The following is a 23,289-nucleotide window of genomic DNA, read 5'->3' on the forward strand; positions in this document are numbered from 1 at the left end:
AACGGGTTCTTTGACGATTCAGGTACTGTTCGATCGGTTGCCAATCAATCACCTGATCCAACTTCAATAGTGGGAAGCGGTCGATGTGTTTGGCAATCATGGCTTGTGCGGTTTGTTGGAAGAAGGTGCTCATGAGAAATCCCCCTAAATGTCTTGGTGGGAATTTAGGGGAATTTAGGGGATTTTAGGGAATTTTGCAAAGGTCTCATACTTTTTTATTCTAAACCTGAGCAAAGAAATCAAAATGACAGGCACAAAAAAGACCGGAACATATCCGGTCTTTTTAATGGTTTCGCACTTACGCTTGGTAACCTTTCGCCTCGGCAAGCAGGGCCAGCAATTCTTCAGTTGTATCCCAACCGATGCAGGCATCCGTAATACTTTGACCGTAAACCTCTGGCTTGTCTTGACGGCCTTCAACCAAGTGGCTTTCGACCATCACGCCCATGATGTTTTCTTCACCGGCTTTCAGCTGCGCCGCAACATCGCGCGCCACATCCATTTGTTTGCGGAAGTCTTTACGGCTGTTGGCATGGCTGCAGTCCACCATTAGTTTGCTGCTCACACCGGCTTTTTGAAGCTGCGCAACCGCGTCTTTAACGTGTTCCGCGCTGTAATTAGGCTCTTTACCGCCACGCAAAATCGCATGGCAGTCAGGGTTGCCGCTGGTGTGGACAATCGCGGAATGACCGGCTTTGGTTACAGACAAGAAGTGGTGCGGATGATTGGCGGCGCCGATGGCGTCTATGGCGATTTTCAGGTTGCCGTCCGTACCGTTTTTAAAACCGACAGGGCAGGAGAGGCCGCTGGCCAATTCGCGGTGTACCTGGCTTTCAGTCGTACGCGCACCAATCGCGCCCCAAGAAATCAGGTCGGCGTAGTATTGCGGCGTAATCATGTCCAAGAATTCAGTCGAAGCAGGCATGCCCATTTCGTTCAAAGTCAGCAACAACTGACGCGCTTGGCGCAGGCCGTAGTTGATGTCAAACGTACCGTCCAAGTGAGGATCGTTAATCAAGCCTTTCCAGCCAACGGTTGTACGCGGTTTTTCAAAATACACGCGCATCACAATCAGCAGCTCTTTCTCATATTTTTTGCGCAAGGGCAGCAATTTTTGCGCATATTCAACCGCCGCCTTAGTATCGTGAATCGAACATGGGCCGATGATGACCAGCAAACGGTTGTCGCGGCCGTGAACCAAATCCGAAATCTCATGACGTGTTTTATAAACCAAATTGGCAACCTGAGGCGTAACAGGCAGCTCATACAAATGTGCGATTGGAGGGAGTAACTCTTTGACTTCTTTAATCTTAATATCGTCGGTAGGGTGGTGTTGGGACATGATGGACTCTCTTGTTTATTTTTAATACAGGTTACAGGTTTTATCAGAATTAAACAAGGCTTGATTTTTTGTTTTGGCAATTTTATTCTAAAATTTCTTTATTTAAATTATTTTATGGAATTTAAAATTATTTTATTTATTTAAATTAGAATTTAATGCTATTAAAAATTTCATTTATATAATAAAGGGCTTTGAGTTTTTATCAAAATACAGGCCGTCTGAAAAAGTTCAGACGGCCTTTCTTTAATTAAAACAGGATACCCAATCTCATCTCAATCTATATTGCGAACAATTATTTTGCAGAACTGCTGACTTGCTTCATCCAGGCAAACAGTTCGTCCAAGTCATAATCGCCGCCGTGGCCGACATCCCAAGGCAGGGTGTAGTCGACGGTTTGGCCGTTGTTTTGCAGTTTGGCGGCTAAGACGGCGGAGACTGCCAGTGAGGTGTCGCGGTCGTTGGTGCCGACGCGAATGCGCCAGTTTTGCGGCAGGTTCGCGCCCGGTTTGCCAATGTAGTTGAGCGGGTTCATGATTTTGACGGTTTCTCCGTCCGCGATTTCGGCGTTGGCAGCGGTATTGTGTTGCATGGAGAACGCGGTGAAGTGGCGTTTATCGACGGTATTGTTGCCGAAGAGCTGGTTTTTGCCCGCGCTCAAATCTACGCCGTCAAAGGCAGGCGGTGTTTTTTGGCGGCCGGCGGCTTTGGCGTAGGCATCGAAATCGACGGAGACGACTTTGCCGTTGCGGACTGTCAGCCAAGCGCGGTCGCTCAAGTCTTTGCCTGCATCAAGCTGGGTTTGGGCGGATTGGGCGAGCAGGCCGGCAATATGGTTTTTAAAGCTGCCGTTGCCTTGGGCATCCAGAGTCAGGGGTTTGCCTTCGGGAGATTTCAGGTTCAGGCTGTTGAGATAGGCGGGGTACAGCGGTTTGAGGAGGTCGGACAGTTTTTTCTCGTCATCGGTCAGCGTGCCGGCGACCAGCTCGCGTTTGACGCGGTAGTCGAGCATGGAAATGTTCATTTTTTTGTAGTCGTTAACGCCGTTGAATTGCCATTCGTAAGCCATGTCGGCATGATCCAAATCAGTAATCGGGCAGTAGGCGGATACGGCGAAAACTTTGTCGCTGCCTTCCGCTGCGCCTAAGGCTTTGAGGTGGTTTTCGTAATCTTTTTGATCGGCTGTTGCGCCTAAGAGTGCGGACATCGCGCCGCCCGCGCTTGTTCCGTTGGAAATGATTTTTTCGGCATCGCCGGGCATGGCTTTGTCGTTGGCTTTCAGATAGCGGACGGCGGCTTTCAAATCAACGATCGCGGCAGGTGCTTTGCCGGTAGATTCCGTTCTGCCGCGCGCGCCTGGGGAGGCGACGACGTAGCCTTTGGAAAGGGCGGTCAGAACAGCGTTCGGCGATTTTTGACCGTCTTCGGGTTCGCCGCGTTTGCCTTCTAAAGCAGGCTTGCCCGGTTCGGCAGGCATATAGCCGCCGATTTGGTTGGGCAGGAAAATCGGTGCGGTTTCGGCGGTAAAGCCGTCTATCTCACCGCCGTTGTAATAGGCTTCGGGGACGTAAATATTGATGATTTCGTAGCGGGTATCGACAGGATTGCGGACGTAAACCACGTTTTCATAAGCGCGGAATTTAACCGCCTGACCGTTCACTTCGATGCTTTGTTCGGTGTATTTCTGTTTGGAAAAGTCTAGGTCGTAGGTGTCTGCGGTTTTGACGGAAGCGCAGGCGCTCAATCCCAGTGCGACAGAAACGGATAAGAGGGTTTTGTTCAGGGCATTCATCATCATACTTTTTGAAGAGGTGTGAACGGATATGATAACAAATACTAAGGCCGTCTGAAACGCTAAGTCGGGTTTCAGACGGCCTGATTTTTTTGTAACGTTATGCAGTGTTGTACGTTACGTTGATAAAGTAATATTGGCTTGGATTTTATCTATTTGATAAATATGAATTTAATAAGGCGTTGTGCCTTAAAAAATCTATTGATTCGGTATCTGTAAAAGTTTGAATCTGTCTTGTAAATCAGTATGCAGGACAGACATTTTTGCTTTATCCACAGATTGGTTCTACTTGTCAGAACGTTTTGCTCAATTCGACAAACATTTTGGTTTTGCCGTATTCGTAGAACTTGTCGTTGCTCCATGTTTTGTTGTGGGCGATGGTCAGGCGCGGGGTGATGCCTTTGAAATGGAGGGCACGGTGCCATACGCTCAGGGAGGCGGAGGCTTCTTTGTCGCGGCGGTTTTGTTCATTGCTGAAGAAGCTGGGGGCTTGGTAACGGCGTTGGGCGGCGCTGAGGCGTAGGACGGTGGAGAAACCTTTGGGCCATTCTTGTCCCCATGTGGTGCGCAGGGCGTAGCGGTTGAAGCTGTCGCTTTTGTCGTCGCGGTTGCGTTCGCGGTAGAGGTCGATACCGGCTACCCAGTATTGGCGCGCGTTGCGGTAGTACACGATGGAGTTGCTGAGCAGTTGGCTGGTGTTGTTGGAATGCTCGCGGCGGCTGTTTTTCAGACGGCCTGCTTCAAATGCGCTGAGGGTTTGCAGCTTGGGTTGCCACCAATGGTTGTAGTGGAGGCGTGCGCCGTTGGTGTAGGTGTAGGGGTCGTTGCCGTAGAAGCGGCGTTCGTGGAACGGGGTCATGCCGATATCGTTGCGCTGGTCGGCATAGCCGATGCCTGCCGAAAAGCGTGTGGTAAGGTCGTTGTAGTTGGTGTGTTTGGGGTAGATTTTGCCGTAATGGTCTGCGCCTGCCGTGGCATAGAAGCCGCGTGGCAGCGACCATTTTTTTTCTGCGCCGATTTGGTAGTGGACCGCGGTGGCATCGATGGGTTCGGGGAATGTCCAGCCTCGGAAGCAGTCGTCGTCGGGATAGGCAAGGCGCACGGCGCGGCATTGTTCATCGCTCAGGTGGTTGCCCAGACGGCGTTGGCTGGGGGCTTGGTTGATGTTTTGTTCGCGCGTGATGTTCAAGCCGGCGTTGAATTGCCATGAGTCGCGTTCACGCAGGGCTTTGCGGTAGGTTTCGATGCGTTCTTGCAAGGCAGGCGGGAGGGATTCGGTTTGTAGTTTGTCGAACTGGTCGGCCGCGGCTTCGTTTTGTTTGTCTTCAAACAAGGCGGTCGCAAGCTGCCAGCGGACGGCGGAGGCATCGGGCTTCTCGGCGATAAAGCGGCGGTAATGGCCGACGGCTTCGGCGGCGCGTCCTTCGGATTGGGCAAGCAAACCTTTGGCATAGCGTGCCATGGCGCGGTCGTGTTCTGGCCATTGTTCGTAAATGGGCAAAACGGCTTTGATGCCGGGGATGTTGTGGGCGACGACGGCGGAATACATGGCGCGTGCCAGTAATTCGGTGTTGGCAAGCAGGGTATCGGCATCGACGTTGATGATTTTTTCAGACGGCCTATTTGTCTGCTCGGCAGGAATGTTGTGCGTTTCGGGTTGTTGGGGTTCGGCAGTGTTGACTTGAAGCTCGGGTTTTACGTCAGGCGGCACATCGGCGGCGTGAAGGGAAAGGGGAAGGATGGCGAGGAGGAGCAGACGTTTTTTCATGGCAATGTTTGGGATGTTGTCGGTATAAGTGGGCAGATTGTACAATGTTTTGAGTCGGAAATTTTACAAACCGACTGCCATTATACCTGATAAAGATGACAAAAGGCCGTCTGAAACCCGATGGGATTTCAGACGGCCTTTGTTTGCGAGTCGGATTTAGTTTTGGTCCAAGTCCAAATCGGCTTTGTATTCGATACGGCCTTGGCCTTTGTCTTCGATGGAAACGTCCAGCTCTTGTTTGCCGCGTTTGAATTTCAGATCGGCATCGTCGTGTTTGATTTCAGACTCAACCACATGGAAACCTTTGCTGCGCGCGTGGGCGATCACTTTTTTGGCCAAGGAAGGAATGGAATTGCGTTGGCCGGAGAGTTCGGCTTCGTATTCAAATTCGCCGTTACCTTGATGATCGGCTTTTATGGTGTGCGCGCCATCCGGACGGTAGATTTCGGAAGGCAGCGGGGAGGCGAATGCCGTGGCGGAGAAAAGAGCCAAAATGCCGGTGGCCAGTAACGATTTTGCTTTGGTCATCGGTTTTCCTTTCTGAAAAGGGTTTTGAGAACGACATCATCTTATCGGCAGGTATGAGGGGCGGCAAGCAGATAAACTTGATTTTACGTGCGGCTACATGATTTATTTGGAGGGCGTTGGTTCTTTGCTTTGGGCTGGTGTTTGCTTGCAAAAAAATGCTGCCGGATAAGACTTAGCTGAGGTGGAACAATTCGCTGCCGTGCTCCTTCAGCCATTGTTCGGCTTGGTCAACATGCGGCGTGAGCGAGTGTGTCAGAGCCCAAAATGCAGGGCTGTGGTTGGGATGGCGCAGGTGGGCGAGTTCATGCAGGCAGACGTAGTCGGCGACATATTCGGGCGCACCGATGAGCCGCCAGTTGAGACGGATGCAGGTAGTGTGGCGGCAAACGCCCCAGAAGGTTTTGGCGTTGGAAAGGGAAATGGCACTCGGGGTCAGGCGGGTGGTTCGGATATGGCCTTCGAGGCGCGGCAGCAGATACTCGTGCGCACGCTCGTGCAGAAAGCGGCGCAAATGGGTAAGTTGGGCGGCGTTTTCTTTTTCGGGCAACAGGATTTCAGACGGCCTGATTTGGATGTGGTTTGCTGTGTGGACGGACAAGGCCGTCTGAACGCCTTGATACCAAATCCATTCGGGAAGCGAGTCGGTGGGTGTTGGTCGGGCCGGTGTTTTGTTTAAGGTACGGCGCAGGATGGCTTCGTTGTCGTTCAGCCATTGGGTAAAGGTGTGCTGGGTAACAAATGGAGGGATATTGATGCTGACGGTATCGGCGGAAACGGGGCGCAAGATGAGGTTTTTCTTGGCGCTGCGTTTGAGCTGGATATGAATGGTGAGGCCGTCTGAAAGGGTGTGGGTATGGAGGCGGGGCATGATATTAATGGAAATATTGGACGGCATGGAAAGGCGGGCATAGCGGCCCACCCGATGGAATGATTTATTTGGTTTTGGGCGCGAACGGACCTTGTCCGGTAATCAGGGGCTGTTGGCTTTCAATCCATTGCTCGCATTGGGCCATGAGTTCGGCTTCATTGCCGTTGTTGTGGGCAATGGGTTTGCCGATGATGACGCTGACCGTGCCCGGATATTTGAGGAAGGAGTTGCGCGGCCAAAACTCGCCGCTGTTGAGCGCGACGGGGACGATGTCCATCTCGAACATTTTTGCCATGCGCGCGCCGCCGAGCTTGTAGCGGCCTTTTTCGCCGGGCGGCAGGCGTGTGCCTTCGGGGAAAATGGTAATCCAATAGCCTTCGTTTTTACGCGCAAGACCTTGTTCTAAAAGTTGTTTGTTGGCTTCGCTGCGGTTGTTGCGGTCGATGCCGATGGTTTTGACCAGCTTCAAGCCCCAGCCGAAGAAAGGGATTTTGAAGAGTTCGCGTTTGGCAACATAGACTTGTGGCGGAAAAATCTCTTGCAGGGCGAGGGTTTCCCAGCCGCTTTGGTGTTTGGCACAAATGATGGCAGGGTGGTCGGGAATGTTTTCCGCGCCGCTTAAGGTGTAGTTCAAACCGATGATGTGCTTGAGCGACCAGTTGAGGATGCGCACCCAAACTTGTGCCATTTTGTGCGCGCCGCCTTGGAAGGGCAGGGCAAGCAGCATAAAGGGGAACAGCAAAATAATGCTGGAGGAAAGGATGAACCAGTAAATCAGGTTGCGGATAATCAGCATATCGGGGAAAAGTCTGTCGTTTGAAGGCCGTCTGAATAACGTTGTCGGCAGTTTTCAGACGGCCTTGTCGTTTATAGGATGGCTTGCGCGGCTTCTTCGATTTTTGTGTTTTCACGCATGATGCATTGCGAGAAAGCCAGCAGGTTGTCGAAGACTTGGGTGTGTTCGGGCAGTTCTTGCTCGTGTTTGGCCAGCGTTTTTTTGCCTTTGCCGGTCAGGACGAGCGCGGATTTGCCGCCTGCGGCATCAATGGCTTGCAGGTCGCGCAGGCTGTCGCCGACCAGCCAGGTTTCGGCGGCATTGGCCTTGAAGCGTTCGATAATATCGATAATCATGCCGGGCTTGGGTTTGCGGCATTCGCAGTTGTCGGCGGCGGTGTGCGGGCAAAACCAAATGCCGTCGATGGTGCCGCCTGCTTGAACGGCAAGGCGGTGCATTTTCGCGTGCATTTCGGTCAGGTCTTGCACGGTAAAGTATTTGCGGCCGATACCGGATTGGTTGGTGGCCACAGCAATGGTGTAACCTGCCTGCGTTAAAAAGGCGATGGCATCCATGCTGCCTTCGATGGGAATCCATTCGTCAACGGATTTGACGAAATCGTCGCGGTCTTGATTGATGACGCCGTCGCGGTCAAGGATGATGAGTTTCATGGTGTTCCTAAATATTGTTTTCAGACGGCCTTCAACATATTGAGAGTTTGGTCGATATGATACGTTAAGGTGGGATTATAGGTTAATGCCTGCATAGGAGAGGTAATTTTGTGTTTTCCCTGCCGTTTGAGAGAAACTGCTTGAGTGATGGCTTGTGCCAATGTTTCTGGGTTTTGACGTGAGAAAAAGAAGCCTGCATTTTCGTTCATAACTTCGGTACATGCCATATTGTCGGAGAAAACAACTCGGGTTCCGCACAAAATAGATTCTATGCCAACCAGTCCGAATGGTTCGTACAGTGATGCCATGATAGTGAAGTCAGCAGTTCGGTAAAGTTCAGGCATATTTTTGCAGAAACCAAGCTCAATGACGTTGTCCATTGGTCGAGGTAAGGGCGATCCGGCAACAGCCAGTTTGATGGGTAAATCGGTATGCTCAAAAAATTCTGCTAATAAATCCAAACCTTTTCGGGTGTGTCCGGTTGATGGAAATAGGAAAATAGTTTCGTCGTCTTTAAATCCGTATCTCGCACGAGTTGCAGGAATTTCTTCCGGTTTGGTGTAGAAACGTGCAGTATCGGCAGGTGGATGGATAACATGGATTTTTTCAGAAGGTACCCCATAGAGGTTGATCAACTCGTGTTGCATTAGGTGTGAATGCGCCATGATCAATTTTGCCGTTGAGTAGTTGGTGCGGTTACGCCGAATGATGAGTCTATCAAGTAGGTTTGGGGTTTTACCCATGTTGTGCAGGTAACCTAAGTGTGTACCGCCGCAGACAAAGATATCAGCATAATCACTGGGATTGCAGGTAATAAGGGGGATATTCCTGTTTTGCCGGAGTTTGGCCAATTGCATACTGAAGAAAAAAGGACGCAACTTTTTTGGAATCTTTTTTTGATTGACGTGATGCGTATCAACTTGGCGGCATTCAGGAATCGTTGTATCGATTTGTGCAGCAAAGACGGTAGGTTTGATGCCGTGTGCGTTTAAACCACGGACCAGGTCGAAAGTGTAGCTTTCCATGCCGCCACCTGGACGGAAGCAGTTAATAGCAATGTCGATAGAATAGTTCGGCTTCATTGTGTGGATTCTTTCGAATATTTTTCTACTTTCAAACTGCTTTTCCATTTTTCAAAAGCCGTCTGAAAAACGGGTGTCAGTTTGGTGAAGGTTTCCGGGGCGTTTTTGACGTGGTAGAAGCCGCCGAGCGAGGGCGTGTCGAGGGCGAGGACGTAGTCTTCCATAAATGCGCCGTAGCCCTCTTCTTCGTCGGTGTAGTAGAACTCGGTAAACCGTTGGCCGAGTTCGGTAAAGTCGTCCGCCGTTAATGCGCCGTCCATGTGTTTGAGCAGGAAGTGCCGTCCGCTGATTTTGCCCGAGGTCATGGCGGCGAAGTCGGCTGCGGTTTCGGGGGCGGTTTGCCAGACGGGGTTGACGAGGCCTGCCTGCGCCGCCCACTGCCAGTACATGCCGATATGGGTGGCGGCGTTTTCAGGTGGGAGCTGGTCGGGGTAGCCTTCGTCGAGATGGAAGCGGATATTGTCGTACATGGACGGTGTTCGTTGGGGGAAAGGGGTATTGTAGCGGAAAATAATGAATTAGGCCGTCTGAAAGAGGGTGTTTCAGACGGCCTTAAGGGAATTTAACCTTTAAATACGGGAACGAGCTCCATTTGGCTCAGTATTTGGGCGGCAATGTTGATGATGCCGAAGAGGAAGACCCAAACCATCAGCCAGAATCCGCCGTAAACTTTGTAGTTTTTGCCGATGCCGAATTTATGGCGCGAGCGGTAGAGCAGCATGGCGGGGATGATGCCTGTCCAGATGGTTGCGGCCAGACCGACGTAGCCGATGGCGGTAACGAAGCCGGTAGGGAAGAGCAGGCAGGAGATCAAAGGCGGCAGGAAGGTCAGCGCGGCGGTTTTGGTACGGCCGGAGATGCTGTCGTTCCATTTGAAGATGTCGGCGATGTAGTCGAACAGGCCGAGCGTTACGCCGAGGAAGGACGTTGCGATCGCCATGTAGGAGAACAGTGTCAACACTTTGTCCATATTGCCGGTTTGGGCGAACTTGGACAGCGTTTCGATCAGGACGGAAACTTGGCCTTCTGCGGCGATAACCGGTGCGAACTCGTTGCGCGGCAGGTTGCCTTGGATAGCGATTTGCCAGAGGACGTAAATCACCAAGGCAATCAGCGTACCCGACCACAGGGATTTGGCTACTTTGGGCGCGTCGCCTTTAAAGTATTTGAGCAGGCTGGAAACGTTGCCATGGAAACCGAATGAGGCAAGGCAAACGGGTAGGGCGGTGGCGACATAAATCCAGTAGCTGGTGCCGGCAGGGGCTTGGGTGTCGAACAAGACAGGCATTTTGGCATCGGCAATCAGACCGCCGGTTGCCCAAATAAAGGTCAATACCATGCCGCCGATGAGGATGCTGGTGAAACGGTCAACCAAGCGTGCGGATGCCCACACGCAAAACGCGAGGATGCCGAAGAAGACAAGTTGCCCGACGGTGAGCGAGATTTCGCTGCCTACCGCGCTGCCGATGCCTTTGGCTGTCAGGTCGCCACCGACGAAGATGTAGGCGTAGGTGAGCAGGTATAAAACGAAAGCGACGGCAACGCCGTTGATGACGTTCCAAGTCGGGCCGAGCAGGTCTTTGACCATGGTGTCGAAGCTGGCGCCGTGCGGATAATGGGTATTGACTTCCAAAATCATCAGGCCGCTGGAGAGCATGGAAAACCAGGTGTACAGCAACACGGCCAGCGAGCCGGTAAACCATACGCCGGAAGTGGCGGTCGGGTTGGCAAGCATGCCTGCGCCGATAACCGTACCGGCGATAATCATCGCGCCGCCGAATAGTGAAGGGGTTTTGGTTGACATTGTTTATCTTTCTTCTAGAAATGCGTGGCTGCCATTATGCCGTAAAGTGTAAGAAAAGGTAAAGCAAAGGCCGTCTGAAAACCCGATTGTCGTTTTCAGACGGCCTTTGATGTGTATAAACGCAACTGATTAAATCAATTTTCGCAGTTTCAATTCGTTTTTCAGGTAGGCGTAATAAACCGGCGCGACGATGATGCCGCCGATGCCGAAAATGCGTTCAAAGACAACCATCGCCACCAGCAATTCCCATGCGCTGGATTCGATTTCCGAGCCGATGATTTTGGCGTTGAGGAAATATTCGAGCTTATGGATGACAACAAGGAAAACCAACGAGGCGAGTGCGACGTAAAGCGATGCGCCGAGGCTCAAAATAATGATGATGGTGTTGGAAATCAGGTTGCCCGCCACCGGAATTAAGCCAACGATAAAGGCGACGATCAGGACGGTCATTTTAAACGGTAGGTCAACGCCGAACAGCGGTAAAACCAAGTAGAGGTACAGGCCGGTCAGGAAGGTGTCGATCAGCGAGATTTTGACTTGGGCGAGGAATACGCGTTCAAAGCTGGTTTCAAAATTGACGATGCGCCGCATCAGTTCGGCTTTAAACAGCGGCATTTTGTGGCGGTTTTTGCGCATTTTCAGGCGGTGGAAACTGAGCATGGCGCCGATGATGATGCCGATGAGGATGTACACGAAGGATGTGATGCTGTTTTTACTGATACGGGTCAGCGCGGCGCGGTATTCTTCAATCAGCTTGATTGCCGAGGCTTTGATTTCGGCCATATTGTTGGGCAGCATATTGAGAATGGCCGCAGGCAGGTCTTGGCTGTTTTTGGTGTCTTCCAAAATCGCCGCCAGCTTGGCCAGCATAAAGCCGACATGGCCGCCGTGTATCAGGTGGTAAATGCCCAAAGACATCATTGTAATGATGCTGAACACGATGGCCAGCGTCAGCGTGGTGGAAATCAGGTTGATATTGTGCGCGTTGAGCGATTTATGCAGCCGCGTGTTGCGCGGCAAAACACGGCGGCGGAGTTTGAGGATGACGCCGTTGGTGCGCGTAATAAAGATATAGGTCAGGATAACCGACAGCAGCAGCGGCAGAAAATGGTAGTGCAAGACAATCAGCAAAGCCAAGCCCATCAGGATATAGGAAGCGTTGCGGAAAGTCGGGTTGTCGGTGTGTGAAGAGAGTAAGGACATGTGAAGCCAATAAGGTAAAAAGCAAAAAAAACAGGTCAGGCCGTCTGAAAAACCATGTTCAGACGGCCTAACTTAATGACAGCGATTAATCGTGCAATGAGGCCGCGTGTACCGTGTTTTCCAACAAAGTGGCAATCGTCATCGGGCCGACGCCGCCGGGAACGGGCGTAATCATGGACGCGCGTTCTTTGGCGACATCAAACTCAACGTCGCCGCACAGGCTGCCGTCGTCCAAACGGTTGATGCCCACATCGATAACGACTGCGCCGGGTTTGACCCATTCGCCTTTAACGAAATTCGGAATACCTACGCCGACCACCAAAATATCTGCGGCCGCAACTTCATCGGCAAGGTTTTGCGTGGCGCTGTGGCAAATGGTTACCGTCGCGCGGGACAGCAGCAATTCCAACGCCTGCGGGCGGCCGACAATATTGGACGCGCCGACGACGACCGCTTTTTTGCCTTTCGGGTCGATGCCGTAGGCTTCCAACAAAGTCATCACGCCTTTGGGCGTGCAAGGGCGCATCAGCGGCATTTTGACGACCAGGCGGCCGACGTTGTAAGGGTGGAAGCCGTCCACATCTTTATGCGGCTCGATACGCTCCAAAACCGCTTGGCTGTCGATGTGAGCCGGCAGCGGCAGTTGCACCAAAATACCGTCGACGGCAGGGTCGCCGTTTAATTCGTCCACCAGTTTCAGCAAATCGTCTTGCGTGGTTTCAGACGGCAGCTCATAAGAGCGCGATTCTATGCCGCTTTTTTGGCAGGTCAGTTTTTTATTGCGTACATAAACCGCGCTGGCAGGGTCGTCGCCAACCAATACCACCGCCAAGCAAGGAGTGTGCAAACCTTTTTCCTGACGCGCTTTTACCGCCTGCGCGACCGCCTCGATGCGTTGCTGGGAGATTTTTTTTCCGTCTATAAGTTGTGCAGCCATGATTTTTCCTCCTCAATAGGGATAAATATTGCGTTTAAATTATCGCATTTTTCAGACGGCCTGACACAAAAGAGTAACCCTGATTGTAAAGCATAAAAATAAATAACGATTAAAAATAATAAGATAATCAAAAAATGAAAAAATAAAGCAAAGTGGGTGTTGACCGGGCTGAAAAGGGTCTGTATAGTTCAGGTCTTCAGTCGGGGCGTAGCGCAGCCCGGTTAGCGCATCTGCTTTGGGAGCAGAGGGTCGTGAGTTCGAATCCCACCGCCCCGACCACAAAATTCTTAGCACGAATCGGCATGAGCGCCCGTAGCTCAACCGGATAGAGCACCGACCTTCTAAGTCGGGGGTTACAGGTTCGATTCCTGTCGGGCGTGCCAATTTTTACGGTGGCTGTAGCTCAGTTGGTAGAGCCCTGGATTGTGATTCCAGTTGTCGTGGGTTCGAGCCCCATCAGCCACCCCAGATGAAAGCCTGCATATTGTATGCAGGCTTTTTTCCGTTTATACCCGAATTTTACTTCAGATTTAATAGAGTTTCAAAAAAGTATTTATCAAACCGTTTCATCATGGCATCGGCAAAAATGGCGTTTGCCGTGTTATCAAATGTCAACGAATACGCAGTCAAGCCCGAATATTATACCGTTCGGTATCTTTTTATGGCGTTTCGCCGTTATCCTTTATAATACCCCGATTATTTTCTGTTTCATTTCCAAAGGAACCGCATCATGTCCGAATGGTCAGCTCCAGAATTTGAATCCAAAATCTGTCCGCCCGAAAAGCTGGCGGAGCGTTTGGCGGCATTGCCCCGTCCGCTGGTGTTTACCAACGGCTGTTTCGATATTCTCCACCGAGGCCATGTAACCTATCTGGCGCAGGCGAGATCGGCCGGTGCGGCTTTGGTGTTGGCGTTGAATACCGATGCTTCGGTGCGCCGTCAGGGCAAGGGGGACGACCGTCCGATTAATCCTTTGGAAAACCGCGCGGCAGTGGCAGCGGCGTTGGCGAGCGTAGATTTGGTCACATGGTTTGATGACGACACGCCGGCCGCGTTGATTGAAATGGTCAAACCCGATGTATTGATTAAAGGCGGCGATTGGCCTGTGGATAAGATTGTCGGTGCGGCCGAGACGTTTGCGCGTGGCGGCAAAGTATTTTCTATTCCGTTTTTACACCAGACTTCGACCACCAAAACTTTGGCGAAAATCCGCGAAGCCGGAGGAGGCGAATGACGGATTTGAACAGCCGCCATTGGGCCTTGCTCGCCGCGCTTTCAGACGGCCTGCCGCAACACGTTTCTCAGTTGGCGCGCGTGGTTGGGATGAAACCGCAACAATTAAACGGATTCTGGCAGCAGATGCCGGGCCATATCCGCGGTTTGCTGCGCCAGCATGACGGGCAATGGCGCTTGGTGCGCCCTTTGGCTGTGTTTGCCGAAGAATCTTTGCAACAAATGGCCGGAAAACAGGGTTTTCGTGCGCAGTTGAAACACGAATGTTCGTCCAGCAACGATGAAATCATGGCATTGGCGCGCCAGTCGGCAGATTTGGCGCATAAGGCCTTGTGTGTGGCGCATTTCCAAACCAAAGGCCGCGGACGGCAAGGGCGGAGTTGGGTCAACCGACAGGGCGAATGTCTGATGTTCAGCTTGGGCTGGGTGTTTGACAAGCCGCAGTATGAGCTGGGTTCGCTGGCGTTGGTAGTGGCATTGGCTTGCCGCCGTGCGCTTGCCGATATTGGTTTGGACGTAAATATCAAGTGGCCGAACGATTTGGTCGTGGCCAACGATAAATTGGCCGGAATTTTGATTGAAACGGCGAGGGTAGAGAATAAGACTGTCGCCATCATCGGCATCGGCATCAATTTTGTATTGCCGAAAGAAGTTGAAAACGCCACTTCTGTGCAGGCCTTGTTTCAGACGGCCTCTAAGCAGGGCGTAAGCGTCAAAACCTTGTTGAATGCAGTATTGGCGCAACTCGATGCGCTGTTGAGCGAATACGCGCAAAACGGATTTGCGTCATGTGTCGGCGAATACGATGCCGCCAACCGTGACACAAACAGGCCGGTGTTGTTGCTTCAGGAAGGACGTGTTGTCCACGAAGGCGTAGTCAAAGGCGTGGATGTGCAAGGCGCGTTGCGTTTGCAGACGGACAAGGGCGAGAAAACCATCGTCAGCGGCGAGATCAGCTTACGCCCGGATAACCGCCCGGCACAACCTGCCGCTGCGAAACCGGAACGCTTTTTGCTGCTGGACGGCGGCAACAGTCAGTTGAAATGGGCGTGGGTGGAGAACGGCACATTTTCCGAAGTCGGCCACGCGCCGTATCGTGATTTGACCCAGCTGGGCGAAGAATGGCTGCAATTTGCCGATGAAGATGTGAAGATTGTCGGTTGCGCCGTGTGCGGTTCGGTAAAAAAAGCGATGGTTGAAGAACAATTAACCCGTCCGGTCGAATGGCTGTCTTCCATGCCGCAGGCTTTGGGTATCCGCAACCATTACCGCCGCCCTGAAGAACATGGCTCCGACCGTTGGTTTAATGCGCTGGGCAGCCGCCGCTTTACGCAAAACGCCTGCGTCGTCGTCAGCTGCGGTACCGCCATAACCACCGACGCGCTGACGGAAGACAATCATTATCTCGGCGGCACCATCATGCCCGGTTTCCACTTGATGAAAGAGGCGATGGCGCTCAAGACCGCCAACCTCAACCGCCCCATCGGCAAGGTATATCCGTTTCCAACCACAACGCCGAACGCCATTGCCAGCGGCATGATGGATGCCGTTTGCGGCGCGTTGATGATGATGCATGGCCGTCTGAAAGACAAAACGGGCGAGGGCAAACCGGTCGATATCATTATCACGGGCGGCGGCGCGGCCAGAGTCGTGCAGGCGCTGCCGGAGTCATTCGTTCATGACAATCAAGTGAAAATCGTCGATAATCTCGTGATTCACGGGCTCTTGCATTGGATTGCTCATCGCAACGGACAATAAAAAGGAAAACGCATCATGAAATGGCTGTTTGCGGTCTTGGTCGCACTCAACATCATTGTTTTTGGCAGCATGGTTGCCTATCGGACACAACATAAAACCGCCAAACCCGAATCTGCTTTGGAAGGCAGTACACACGAATTATTGCGCCCGTCTTCTTTGGATGTGCCTAAAGCCGAACCTCAGCAGGCATCGCAACCTGATTGGGTGGTGGTCGAATCAGACGGCCTGATTATGGCCGAACCTGAATCCGAAGAAGCGGAAGCCTTGCGTAAAAAGCAAGAAGCGCAGCAGTTGAAAGAGAAAAAAGAAAAAATGCGCCGCGAGAAAGAGGCGCAAGAGCGTCGCGCCGCTGAAGAAGAGATGGGCGCGGCCGGCGTGGAACGCTTGTGCACCAGCAGCGCCACCGTGGTGATGGATGAAGACGATTACCACCGCATCAAAGGCTTGTTGGGCAAATGGCCTCATGCGGCCAGCCGCAGTATCGAAAAACGCAACGGCGCATCCGGTGGCGAGACTTCTTCCAAAACCTTCCGCGTGGTCTTGCCTGCGGACGGCGACACCTCCGCCCAGCTTGATGCCTTGGGCAGCCGCGGCTTTAGCGGCAGCATTCACAACGGCGAAATCAGTATTGACGTAACACGCAGCCGTTCTTCCGCCCAAGTTTTGATTTCACGCTTGTCCAGCGCAGGTTTCGGCGGCGCGCGCATTGTCGAACAGGAAGACAGAAGCGCACCCGATACCGGTTTGAGCGTGGCGCGCATGACTGTGGTCTTCATGGCAGTTGACGAGCGCGATGCCCAAGACATCAGAAACATTGTCGGCCGTTATGGCAAATTGAACATGAAAACCTGCCGATAATCAGGTCTATTCGGTTTCAGACGGCCTGAACAGCAGTCCCAAGCCTGATAAACCGAACGCACATAACACGAAACCCACTGTATCGGCAGTGGGTTTCATGTTTTTCGGTTTTGAGTATCTGATATAAAGGGGAACAGGTATGTTTCGTATATGCGCACTCCGAGTATCAAGAGATAATGGGAAAGAGGGGGATAAAATCTGTCGTTTAATGGCTCGGATTAGGACGTCTTCCGAGTGATTCTGATTATACGCTAATAATAACTATTATCAATAGCAAAATTAAAAAAATAATGGTTTTTTTTGTAATATTTTGTTTTGTATGGGAATTAAATTTTGTCATCGGCTTTGCCATGATTAAAAAGGCCGTCTGAATAAAGACGGCCTTTGTCTATTAGAATTTAGGCATTGAGCAGCCTTCGGTGGCAATAATTTTACATTGTGCTTTTCTATTTCTTTGGCATTTTTCTAAGGCTTCCGCTTCAGCAAGACCAGGGGTAGTTGATCCAAAAAAAATTGTACCATTTTGATCTTGGGCAACGGCAAGACAACCATTCCTTACCCAAGCATAAATTTTACACGGTTTATTTTTCCCCCCTAGTTCACAAGTTTTAATGGCTTCTCTTTTGGCAGCAGCAAGTGAATCCATCTCGAGTGCCCCACCTGAAATACCAGTTTTAGGGTTAGCTGCCCAAGCTCCGTATTTTGAAGGAACATCGATGTTGATAATTTCCGTAGGTTGTCTTTGTTGACTGTAACCAGATGAGCCACAATTACGGTTGTATCCGTATTGACATAAACCAGGGTCATTTTGTAATGCGCCCCTAGTTGCATCATAGGTAGGATTAGCAACGCAAACATTAAGACTTGCCAGTCCTAGCAATACAACAAGTAACTTTTTCATTTCAATTCCAATCTATTTATTATTTGAATCTTTATCAGCCTGCGCTGCATCAATCCTACGATGATTTGTTATCTTCTTTACGCGGCTGACGTTGAACTAGGGTAAAGCAAACATTTCGACCCTATATTTCAGACGGCCTTTTGATTTGTTTCAATCACTCATAAATCCAAGCAATCAACATATCTAAAGCCATATAAAATAACGGCACTTTGTCTATTAGAATTCAGGCATAGAGCAGCCTTCAGGAGTGGTAATTTTACATTGAACTCCTCCTGAAGCCTGACATTTTCTTAGTGCTAACATCTCTGCCTGTCCTGGAGCTTCAATTCCATAGAAAGTTTTTAATTTTTTTCCTACTTTCCCTTGGGAAACGGCAATACAACCATTTCTAACCCATGCAGCTACTACACAAGGTGAATTTCGTCCTCCTTGCTCACAGGCTTTGATAGCCCCTTTTTTTGCCTCCTCAAGAGAAGGTGCATTAATAGTATCTGCCGAAATGCCGGTTTTAATATTAACTGCCCAAGCTCCGTATTTTGAAGGGACATCGATATTGACAACGCTTGGTTGGTTTTGAGAATAACCATTATTGGAAGATTGTGGTCTGCCAACGTTATATAAAATTTGTCTACCGGAGCTGTCGATAATACGGCATGTTCCGGTTGCAGGTTGGTATTCACCGCCGCAGCCGTTGGCATAAACATTAAGGCTTGCCAGTCCTAGCAATACAACAAGTAACTTTTTCATTTTAATTCCAATCTATTTATTATGTGAATCTTTATCAGCCTGCGCTGCATCAATCATACGATGATTTGTTATTTTCTTCACGCGGCTGACTAGGGTAAGGCAAACATTTCGCCCCTATATTTCAGACGGCCTTTTGATTTGTTTCAATCACTCATAAACCCAAGCAATCAACATATCCAAAGCCATATAAAATACCGTATAATCAAGGCCAAATTAACTTTGCCTGCTTGTCGGGCCGTCTGAAAAATTATGCAACAAACCTACGCCGCCGTACAGCGAGATTTGCTCGAAGCCAACCATCTTTCCCCCGATTTGCTCGCCCAAAGCCTGAGTATTATCGGCGCCAACCATGTCGATTATGCCGACATCTATTGTCAGCGCACTGCCTATGAAAGCTGGCATTTGGAAGAGGGCATCGTCAAATCGGGCAGCTTTCAAATCGATCAGGGCGTGGGCGTGCGTGCCATCTCGGGCGATAAAACCGCTTTTGCCTACGCCGACAGCCTGTGTATCGATTCGATCAACCGCTCTGCCAAAGCAGTTCGCGTGATTGGTGCGGCCGGTGGCGAGGCCAGCGTCAAAGTGCCGACACCTGCTTACGGCAAGCCTGTCCACATGGCGATTGACCCTATTGCCAGCCTTGATTCCGCTGCCAAAGTCGCGCTGTTGAACAAAGTCGAAACGCTGGCCAAAGCCGCCGATCCGCGTATCGTGCAAGTGATGGCCGGTTTGACCTGCGAATACGACATGGTGTACATCGCCCGTTTGGACGGTAAACACGCTGCCGACATCCGCCCGATGGTGCGCATGAACGTAACTGTCATTGCCAAGCAGGGCGAGCGTCGCGAGCAGGGCAGTGCGGGTGGTGGCGGGCGTTATGATTTGGCGTATTTCGATGAAAACTTGGTGCATCGGTTTGTCGATTCTGCCGTCAAACAAGCCCTGACCAATCTTGAATCCCGTCCTGCGCCTGCCGGCGAGATGACCGTCGTTTTGGGCAACGGTTGGCCGGGCGTGTTGCTGCACGAAGCGGTCGGACATGGTTTGGAAGGCGATTTCAACCGCAAAGAAACCAGCGTTTTCTCCGGCCGAATCGGTGAGCGTGTGGCCGCCAAAGGCGTTACCGTCGTTGACCAAGGCGATATTGCCGACAGACGCGGTTCGCTCAATATCGACGACGAAGGCAATGAAACCCGCCGCACGGTATTGATTGAAGACGGTATTTTGGTCGGCTATATGCAGGACGAAACCAACGCCCGCCTGATGGGTACGCAATCCACCGGAAACGGTCGCCGCGAAAGTTACGCTTCTGCGCCTATGCCGCGCATGACCAATACCTTTATGGAAAACGGCGGCTATGAGCCGGAAGAAATCATCGCGTCCATCGATAAGGGCATTTACGCCGTCAACTTCGGCGGCGGACAAGTGGACATTACCAGCGGCAAGTTCGTGTTCAGCGCATCCGAAGCGTGGTGGGTGGAAGGCGGCAAACTGCAATACCCTGTCAAAGGCGCGACCATCATCGGCAACGGCCCCGAAGTGCTGAAACATGTTTCGATGATAGGCAACGATACCGCGTTGGACAGCGGTGTCGGCGTGTGCGGCAAAGAAGGGCAGAGCGTCCCCGTCGGCGTGGGGCAGCCGACTTTGCGTATCGATGCCGGGCTGACCGTCGGCGGCAGCGCAATCTGACGCGGAATCCAGTACGATGCCGTCTGAAAGTTTTTTCAGACGGCATCGCCTTATTCTTTTTTATGATGTTTGATATTCCCAAGAATTCTTTAACATTATCTTACAAGTTCATTAAAATACCGCCTTTCGTTAAGCTGATTGTCTGATTCTGATGAACTGGCCTTATCTGATCGATGCCATACCCAAATTCGCCGATGCGGCAAAGCTGACGCTGGAATTGTCCGTTTACGGCGTTGTTTTGTCGTTGCTGTTCGGCCTGCCCGTCGCCGTGGTAACGGCATACCGCATCCGCCCTTTCTACGCATTGGCACGCGCCTATATCGAACTGTCGCGTAATACGCCCCTGTTGATCCAGTTGTTTTTCCTGTATTACGGCCTGCCGAAAATGGGCATCAAATGGGACGGTTTCACCTGCGGCGTGATCGCGCTGGTTTTCTTGGGCGCAAGCTATATGGCGGAAGCCGTCCGCGCCGGTATTTTGGCAGTGCCAAAAGGGCAGGTCGAGGCGGGCAAAGCCGTTGGTTTGAGCCGATTTCAAGTGTTCCGCTATGTCGAATTGCCGCAGGCTTGGGCGGTCGCTTTTCCGGCTGTTGCTGCTAATATATTGTTTTTAATGAAAGAAACATCCGTTATTAGCGCGGTCGGTATTGCAGAATTGTTGTTTGTTACCAAAGATGTGATTGGTATGGACTATAAAACCAACGAGGCATTATTCCTGCTGTTTGCCGCTTATCTGATTATCCTGCTGCCTGTTTCTTTGTTGGTGCGGCGATTGGAAAACCGCATACGGAGGGCGAAATATGGCGTTTGACTGGCTTTTTGAAGGAAAAAATGCGGCACGTTTGGGCGAAGGCCTGCTCTTAACGGCACAAATTTCTTTAATCTCTGTTGCGGCTTCTTGCGTATTGGGGACGCTGTTCGGCCTGGTTTTGCGTTCGCGCAACTGGCTTGTCCGCCTTATCGGACGGTTTTATCTCGAAACCATCCGCATCGTGCCGATTTTGGTGTGGCTGTTCGGCCTGTATTTCGGTTTGTCCGTGTGGACGGGCATACACATCGGCGGATTTTGGGTTTGCGTTTGGGTTTTTACGCTTTGGGGCATCGCCGAAATGGGCGATTTGGTGCGCGGCGCATTGGAATCGATTGAAAAACATCAAGTCGAATCGGGCTTGGCACTGGGTTTGAGCCGTCGTCAAGTGTTCCGCTACATTGAATTGCCGCAAAGTGTCCGCCGTGCTTTGCCGGGGACGGTTAATTTGTTTACGCGAATGATTAAAACCAGTTCGCTCGCCTCGCTTATCGGCGTGATTGAAGTGGTCAAAGTGGGGCAACAAATTATTGAAAACTCTCTGCTGACGCAGCCCAATGCCTCATTTTGGGTTTATGGCCTGATTTTTATGCTGTATTTTTTATGCTGTTGGCCGCTGTCGCTGTTGGCGGCAAAGCTGGAACAAAAATGGGAACACTGATATGGCTTTATTGAGTATCCGCAAGCTGCACAAACAATACGGCAGCGTAACCGCCATTCAATCCTTAGATTTGGACTTGGAAAAAGGCGAAGTGATTGTGTTATTGGGTCCGTCCGGCTGCGGCAAATCCACCCTCCTGCGCTGCGTCAACGGTTTGGAGCCGCACCAAGGCGGCAGCATCGTGATGGACGGCATCGGCGAATTCGGCAAAGACGTTTCCTGGCAAACCGCCCGGCAAAAAGTCGGCATGGTCTTTCAAAGCTATGAATTGTTTGCCCATATGACCGTCATCGAAAACATCCTCTTAGGCCCGGTAAAAGTACAAAACCGCAACCGCGCCGAAGCGGAAGCACAAGCCGACAAACTGTTGGAACGCGTCGGCCTGCTCGACCGCAAAAACGCCTATCCGCGCGAACTCTCCGGCGGACAAAAACAGCGCATCGCCATTGTCCGCGCCCTGTGCCTGAATCCGGAAGTGATTTTGTTGGACGAAATCACCGCCGCACTCGACCCCGAAATGGTGCGCGAAGTCTTGGAAGTGGTTTTGGAACTCGCCCGCGAAGGCATGAGCATGCTGATTGTTACCCATGAAATGGGGTTTGCACGCAAAGTTGCCGACCGCATCGTCTTTATGGACAAAGGCGGCATCGTCGAATCGTCCGATCCCGAAACCTTCTTTTCCGCACCCAAAAGCGAGCGCGCCCGCCAATTTCTGGCAGGTATGGACTACTGATTGACCGCAAACCGTCCGAAACCCTTTCAGACGGCATTCTATTCCAAGCAAACATTCAAAAAGGAGATTCCCAATGAAACTGAACGCAAAATTCAAAGCGCTACTCGCTTCCGTCGCCATCGCCGTCGGTCTGACCGCCTGCGGAGGCGGCTCCGGCGACCCCCAATCTTCACAAAACAGCGGCGCGGCAACCGTTGCCGCCATTAAAGAAAAAGGCGTCATCCGTATCGGCGTATTCGGCGACAAACCTCCGTTCGGCTATGTTGACGCAAACGGCAAAAACCAAGGCTTTGACGTTGAAATCGCCAAAGATCTGGCCAAAGACCTGCTCGGCAGCCCAGAGAAAGTCGAGTTCGTCCTGACCGAGGCCGCAAACCGCGTTGAATACGTCCGTTCCGGCAAAGTCGACCTCATCCTGGCCAACTTCACCAAAACCCCCGAACGCGCCGAAGCTGTCGATTTTGCCGACCCCTACATGAAAGTGGCGTTGGGCGTGGTTTCCCCCAAAGGCAAACCGATTACCGACGTTGCGCAATTGAAAGACCAAACCCTTCTGGTCAACAAAGGCACCACCGCCGATGCCTTCTTCACCAAAAGCCATCCTGAAGTCAAACTGCTGAAATTCGACCAAAACACCGAAACCTTCGACGCGCTGAAAGACGGACGCGGCGCGGCACTTGCCCACGACAACGCCCTGCTGTGGGCGTGGGCGAAAGAAAACCCGGATTTTGAAGTCGCCATCGGTAATTTAGGCCCTGCCGAATTTATCGCACCCGCCGTCCAAAAAGGCAACGCCGATCTCTTGAACTGGGTCAACGGCGAAATCGCCGCCATGAAAAAAGACGGCCGTCTGAAAGCCGCCTATGAAAAAACCCTGTTGCCCGTGTATGGCGAAAAAGTCAAACCGGAAGCATTGTTGGCCGAATAAGTTTGTTTAACAAGAAAATCCGTATCCGCATTTGAAGGCGGGTGCGGATTTTTTCAGCTGCCGCAAATATCGCAAATTCAAAGTAAAATCAACTATATCATTGTTTTTATTTATTCCGTTGTTGCCGCTTGGAAGGGAATCCGCCCCGTTCGGTTTCGCTTATTTTTGAATTTCGGGCAACTTTCAAATCGTCATTCCCGAAA

At 51.4% G+C, this 23,289-nt stretch carries 22 protein-coding genes, 3 tRNA genes and 1 pseudogene; 11 read left to right on the forward strand and 15 right to left on the reverse strand.

Annotated elements, in window-relative coordinates:
- From ACTHTQ_RS00005 to folD, 13 genes and pseudogenes are all read right to left on the reverse strand, one after another.
- A pseudogene (locus ACTHTQ_RS00005) lies at window positions 1-133 on the reverse strand (IS5/IS1182 family transposase); the annotation flags it as partial.
- Window positions 134-298: 165 nt separating this feature from the next.
- On the reverse strand, window positions 299-1,342 hold the full coding sequence (gene aroG, locus ACTHTQ_RS00010; RefSeq protein WP_003683923.1) for a 3-deoxy-7-phosphoheptulonate synthase AroG: 1,044 nt from the start codon (window positions 1,340-1,342) through the stop codon (window positions 299-301).
- 292 nt (window positions 1,343-1,634) lie between these two features.
- A complete protein-coding gene (locus ACTHTQ_RS00015; RefSeq protein WP_440362884.1) occupies window positions 1,635-3,131 on the reverse strand; it encodes a subtype B tannase in 1,497 nt (498 codons plus the stop codon).
- Between the two features lie 292 nt (window positions 3,132-3,423).
- Window positions 3,424-4,899 carry a surface lipoprotein assembly modifier gene (locus ACTHTQ_RS00020; protein ID WP_440362885.1) on the reverse strand — a complete coding sequence of 492 codons (1,476 nt, stop codon included), beginning with the start codon at window positions 4,897-4,899 and terminating at the stop codon, window positions 3,424-3,426.
- A gap of 156 nt (window positions 4,900-5,055) precedes the next feature.
- Complete coding sequence (locus ACTHTQ_RS00025; protein WP_003683787.1) at window positions 5,056-5,427, reverse strand: hypothetical protein; 372 nt, start codon at window positions 5,425-5,427, stop codon at window positions 5,056-5,058.
- 172 nt (window positions 5,428-5,599) lie between these two features.
- Window positions 5,600-6,295, reverse strand: coding sequence for a M48 family metallopeptidase (locus ACTHTQ_RS00030; RefSeq protein ID WP_440362886.1), 696 nt, complete (start codon window positions 6,293-6,295; stop codon window positions 5,600-5,602).
- A gap of 64 nt (window positions 6,296-6,359) precedes the next feature.
- Window positions 6,360-7,091 carry a lysophospholipid acyltransferase family protein gene (locus tag ACTHTQ_RS00035; RefSeq protein ID WP_285071280.1) on the reverse strand — a complete coding sequence of 244 codons (732 nt, stop codon included), beginning with the start codon at window positions 7,089-7,091 and terminating at the stop codon, window positions 6,360-6,362.
- Window positions 7,092-7,162: 71 nt separating this feature from the next.
- On the reverse strand, window positions 7,163-7,741 hold the full coding sequence (gene gmhB, locus ACTHTQ_RS00040) for a D-glycero-beta-D-manno-heptose 1,7-bisphosphate 7-phosphatase (protein WP_440362703.1): 579 nt from the start codon (window positions 7,739-7,741) through the stop codon (window positions 7,163-7,165).
- A gap of 20 nt (window positions 7,742-7,761) precedes the next feature.
- The gene (locus tag ACTHTQ_RS00045) at window positions 7,762-8,823 is read right to left on the reverse strand and encodes a glycosyltransferase family 4 protein (protein WP_440362887.1); all 1,062 of its coding nucleotides are present in this window, start codon (window positions 8,821-8,823) and stop codon (window positions 7,762-7,764) included.
- The gene (locus tag ACTHTQ_RS00050; protein WP_440362704.1) at window positions 8,820-9,293 is read right to left on the reverse strand and encodes a DUF7832 domain-containing protein; all 474 of its coding nucleotides are present in this window, start codon (window positions 9,291-9,293) and stop codon (window positions 8,820-8,822) included. Before ACTHTQ_RS00050 ends, ACTHTQ_RS00045 begins: the two co-directional genes overlap by 4 nt.
- Before the next feature lie 92 nt (window positions 9,294-9,385).
- Window positions 9,386-10,627, reverse strand: a complete 1,242-nt coding sequence (locus ACTHTQ_RS00055) for an aromatic amino acid transporter (protein WP_250599452.1) — start codon at window positions 10,625-10,627, stop codon at window positions 9,386-9,388.
- 129 nt (window positions 10,628-10,756) lie between these two features.
- Entirely contained in the window at window positions 10,757-11,830 is a 1,074-nt protein-coding gene (locus ACTHTQ_RS00060) for an AI-2E family transporter (RefSeq protein WP_070633296.1), read from the reverse strand.
- A gap of 85 nt (window positions 11,831-11,915) precedes the next feature.
- Window positions 11,916-12,767: a bifunctional methylenetetrahydrofolate dehydrogenase/methenyltetrahydrofolate cyclohydrolase FolD gene (gene folD, locus ACTHTQ_RS00065; protein WP_070607312.1), complete on the reverse strand. Its 852-nt coding sequence runs from the start codon at window positions 12,765-12,767 to the stop codon at window positions 11,916-11,918.
- 201 nt (window positions 12,768-12,968) lie between these two features.
- Here folD and ACTHTQ_RS00070 point away from each other — a divergent pair.
- The 6 genes from ACTHTQ_RS00070 to ACTHTQ_RS00095 all read left to right on the forward strand — a co-directional run bounded on the left by ACTHTQ_RS00070 (window position 12,969) and on the right by ACTHTQ_RS00095 (window position 16,616).
- Window positions 12,969-13,046: transfer RNA gene (locus ACTHTQ_RS00070), tRNA-Pro, on the forward strand.
- A gap of 27 nt (window positions 13,047-13,073) precedes the next feature.
- Window positions 13,074-13,150: transfer RNA gene (locus tag ACTHTQ_RS00075), tRNA-Arg, on the forward strand.
- Window positions 13,151-13,159: 9 nt separating this feature from the next.
- Window positions 13,160-13,235, forward strand: a tRNA-His gene (locus ACTHTQ_RS00080).
- A 259-nt stretch (window positions 13,236-13,494) separates the two neighbouring features.
- Window positions 13,495-14,001 (forward strand): adenylyltransferase/cytidyltransferase family protein, encoded by a 507-nt coding sequence (locus ACTHTQ_RS00085; protein WP_141745162.1) that lies wholly within the window; start codon window positions 13,495-13,497, stop codon window positions 13,999-14,001.
- Window positions 13,998-15,758 (forward strand): bifunctional biotin--[acetyl-CoA-carboxylase] ligase/type III pantothenate kinase, encoded by a 1,761-nt coding sequence (locus ACTHTQ_RS00090; RefSeq protein WP_440362705.1) that lies wholly within the window; start codon window positions 13,998-14,000, stop codon window positions 15,756-15,758. The genes ACTHTQ_RS00085 and ACTHTQ_RS00090 overlap by 4 nt, the downstream gene beginning before the upstream one ends.
- A gap of 15 nt (window positions 15,759-15,773) precedes the next feature.
- Window positions 15,774-16,616, forward strand: coding sequence for a cell division protein (locus ACTHTQ_RS00095; RefSeq protein WP_440362706.1), 843 nt, complete (start codon window positions 15,774-15,776; stop codon window positions 16,614-16,616).
- 391 nt (window positions 16,617-17,007) lie between these two features.
- On the opposite strand, the gene ACTHTQ_RS00100 is transcribed toward ACTHTQ_RS00095, so the two are convergent.
- Complete coding sequence (locus ACTHTQ_RS00100; protein WP_440362707.1) at window positions 17,008-17,517, reverse strand: DUF4189 domain-containing protein; 510 nt, start codon at window positions 17,515-17,517, stop codon at window positions 17,008-17,010.
- 216 nt (window positions 17,518-17,733) lie between these two features.
- Entirely contained in the window at window positions 17,734-18,264 is a 531-nt protein-coding gene (locus tag ACTHTQ_RS00105) for a DUF4189 domain-containing protein (RefSeq protein ID WP_440362708.1), read from the reverse strand.
- Window positions 18,265-18,513: 249 nt separating this feature from the next.
- Between ACTHTQ_RS00105 and tldD the strand changes: the two genes are divergently transcribed.
- From tldD to ACTHTQ_RS00130, 5 genes are all read left to right on the forward strand, one after another.
- Complete coding sequence (gene tldD / locus ACTHTQ_RS00110; protein ID WP_440362709.1) at window positions 18,514-19,956, forward strand: metalloprotease TldD; 1,443 nt, start codon at window positions 18,514-18,516, stop codon at window positions 19,954-19,956.
- Between the two features lie 151 nt (window positions 19,957-20,107).
- Complete coding sequence (locus ACTHTQ_RS00115; protein ID WP_003680341.1) at window positions 20,108-20,767, forward strand: amino acid ABC transporter permease; 660 nt, start codon at window positions 20,108-20,110, stop codon at window positions 20,765-20,767.
- Window positions 20,757-21,425, forward strand: a complete 669-nt coding sequence (locus ACTHTQ_RS00120; protein WP_308904157.1) for an amino acid ABC transporter permease — start codon at window positions 20,757-20,759, stop codon at window positions 21,423-21,425. Before ACTHTQ_RS00115 ends, ACTHTQ_RS00120 begins: the two co-directional genes overlap by 11 nt.
- Window position 21,426: 1 nt before the next feature.
- Window positions 21,427-22,158, forward strand: a complete 732-nt coding sequence (locus tag ACTHTQ_RS00125) for an amino acid ABC transporter ATP-binding protein (protein WP_308904158.1) — start codon at window positions 21,427-21,429, stop codon at window positions 22,156-22,158.
- Window positions 22,159-22,231: 73 nt separating this feature from the next.
- Window positions 22,232-23,086: an amino acid ABC transporter substrate-binding protein gene (locus ACTHTQ_RS00130; protein WP_308904159.1), complete on the forward strand. Its 855-nt coding sequence runs from the start codon at window positions 22,232-22,234 to the stop codon at window positions 23,084-23,086.
- The last annotated feature ends 203 nt before the right edge of the window (window positions 23,087-23,289 follow it).

This window comes from Neisseria sp. P0020.S003 (genome assembly GCF_051957095.1).
Taxonomy (GTDB): domain Bacteria; phylum Pseudomonadota; class Gammaproteobacteria; order Burkholderiales; family Neisseriaceae; genus Neisseria; species Neisseria subflava.

Excerpts from the sequence above, each read along its gene's own strand:
- aroG (WP_003683923.1), bottom strand. The coding sequence starts at position 1,342 with ATGTCCCAACACCACCCTACCGACGATATTAAGATTAAAGAAGTCAAA.
- ACTHTQ_RS00015 (WP_440362884.1), bottom strand. The coding sequence starts at position 3,131 with ATGAATGCCCTGAACAAAACCCTCTTATCCGTTTCTGTCGCACTGGGA.
- ACTHTQ_RS00020 (WP_440362885.1), bottom strand. The coding sequence starts at position 4,899 with ATGAAAAAACGTCTGCTCCTCCTCGCCATCCTTCCCCTTTCCCTTCAC.
- ACTHTQ_RS00025 (WP_003683787.1), bottom strand. The coding sequence starts at position 5,427 with ATGACCAAAGCAAAATCGTTACTGGCCACCGGCATTTTGGCTCTTTTC.
- ACTHTQ_RS00030 (WP_440362886.1), bottom strand. The coding sequence starts at position 6,295 with ATGCCCCGCCTCCATACCCACACCCTTTCAGACGGCCTCACCATTCAT.
- ACTHTQ_RS00035 (WP_285071280.1), bottom strand. The coding sequence starts at position 7,091 with ATGCTGATTATCCGCAACCTGATTTACTGGTTCATCCTTTCCTCCAGC.
- gmhB (WP_440362703.1), bottom strand. The coding sequence starts at position 7,741 with ATGAAACTCATCATCCTTGACCGCGACGGCGTCATCAATCAAGACCGC.
- ACTHTQ_RS00045 (WP_440362887.1), bottom strand. The coding sequence starts at position 8,823 with ATGAAGCCGAACTATTCTATCGACATTGCTATTAACTGCTTCCGTCCA.
- ACTHTQ_RS00050 (WP_440362704.1), bottom strand. The coding sequence starts at position 9,293 with ATGTACGACAATATCCGCTTCCATCTCGACGAAGGCTACCCCGACCAG.
- ACTHTQ_RS00055 (WP_250599452.1), bottom strand. The coding sequence starts at position 10,627 with ATGTCAACCAAAACCCCTTCACTATTCGGCGGCGCGATGATTATCGCC.
- ACTHTQ_RS00060 (WP_070633296.1), bottom strand. The coding sequence starts at position 11,830 with ATGTCCTTACTCTCTTCACACACCGACAACCCGACTTTCCGCAACGCT.
- folD (WP_070607312.1), bottom strand. The coding sequence starts at position 12,767 with ATGGCTGCACAACTTATAGACGGAAAAAAAATCTCCCAGCAACGCATC.
- ACTHTQ_RS00090 (WP_440362705.1), top strand. The coding sequence starts at position 13,998 with ATGACGGATTTGAACAGCCGCCATTGGGCCTTGCTCGCCGCGCTTTCA.
- ACTHTQ_RS00095 (WP_440362706.1), top strand. The coding sequence starts at position 15,774 with ATGAAATGGCTGTTTGCGGTCTTGGTCGCACTCAACATCATTGTTTTT.
- ACTHTQ_RS00100 (WP_440362707.1), bottom strand. The coding sequence starts at position 17,517 with ATGAAAAAGTTACTTGTTGTATTGCTAGGACTGGCAAGTCTTAATGTT.
- ACTHTQ_RS00105 (WP_440362708.1), bottom strand. The coding sequence starts at position 18,264 with ATGAAAAAGTTACTTGTTGTATTGCTAGGACTGGCAAGCCTTAATGTT.
- tldD (WP_440362709.1), top strand. The coding sequence starts at position 18,514 with ATGCAACAAACCTACGCCGCCGTACAGCGAGATTTGCTCGAAGCCAAC.
- ACTHTQ_RS00115 (WP_003680341.1), top strand. The coding sequence starts at position 20,108 with ATGAACTGGCCTTATCTGATCGATGCCATACCCAAATTCGCCGATGCG.
- ACTHTQ_RS00120 (WP_308904157.1), top strand. The coding sequence starts at position 20,757 with ATGGCGTTTGACTGGCTTTTTGAAGGAAAAAATGCGGCACGTTTGGGC.
- ACTHTQ_RS00125 (WP_308904158.1), top strand. The coding sequence starts at position 21,427 with ATGGCTTTATTGAGTATCCGCAAGCTGCACAAACAATACGGCAGCGTA.
- ACTHTQ_RS00130 (WP_308904159.1), top strand. The coding sequence starts at position 22,232 with ATGAAACTGAACGCAAAATTCAAAGCGCTACTCGCTTCCGTCGCCATC.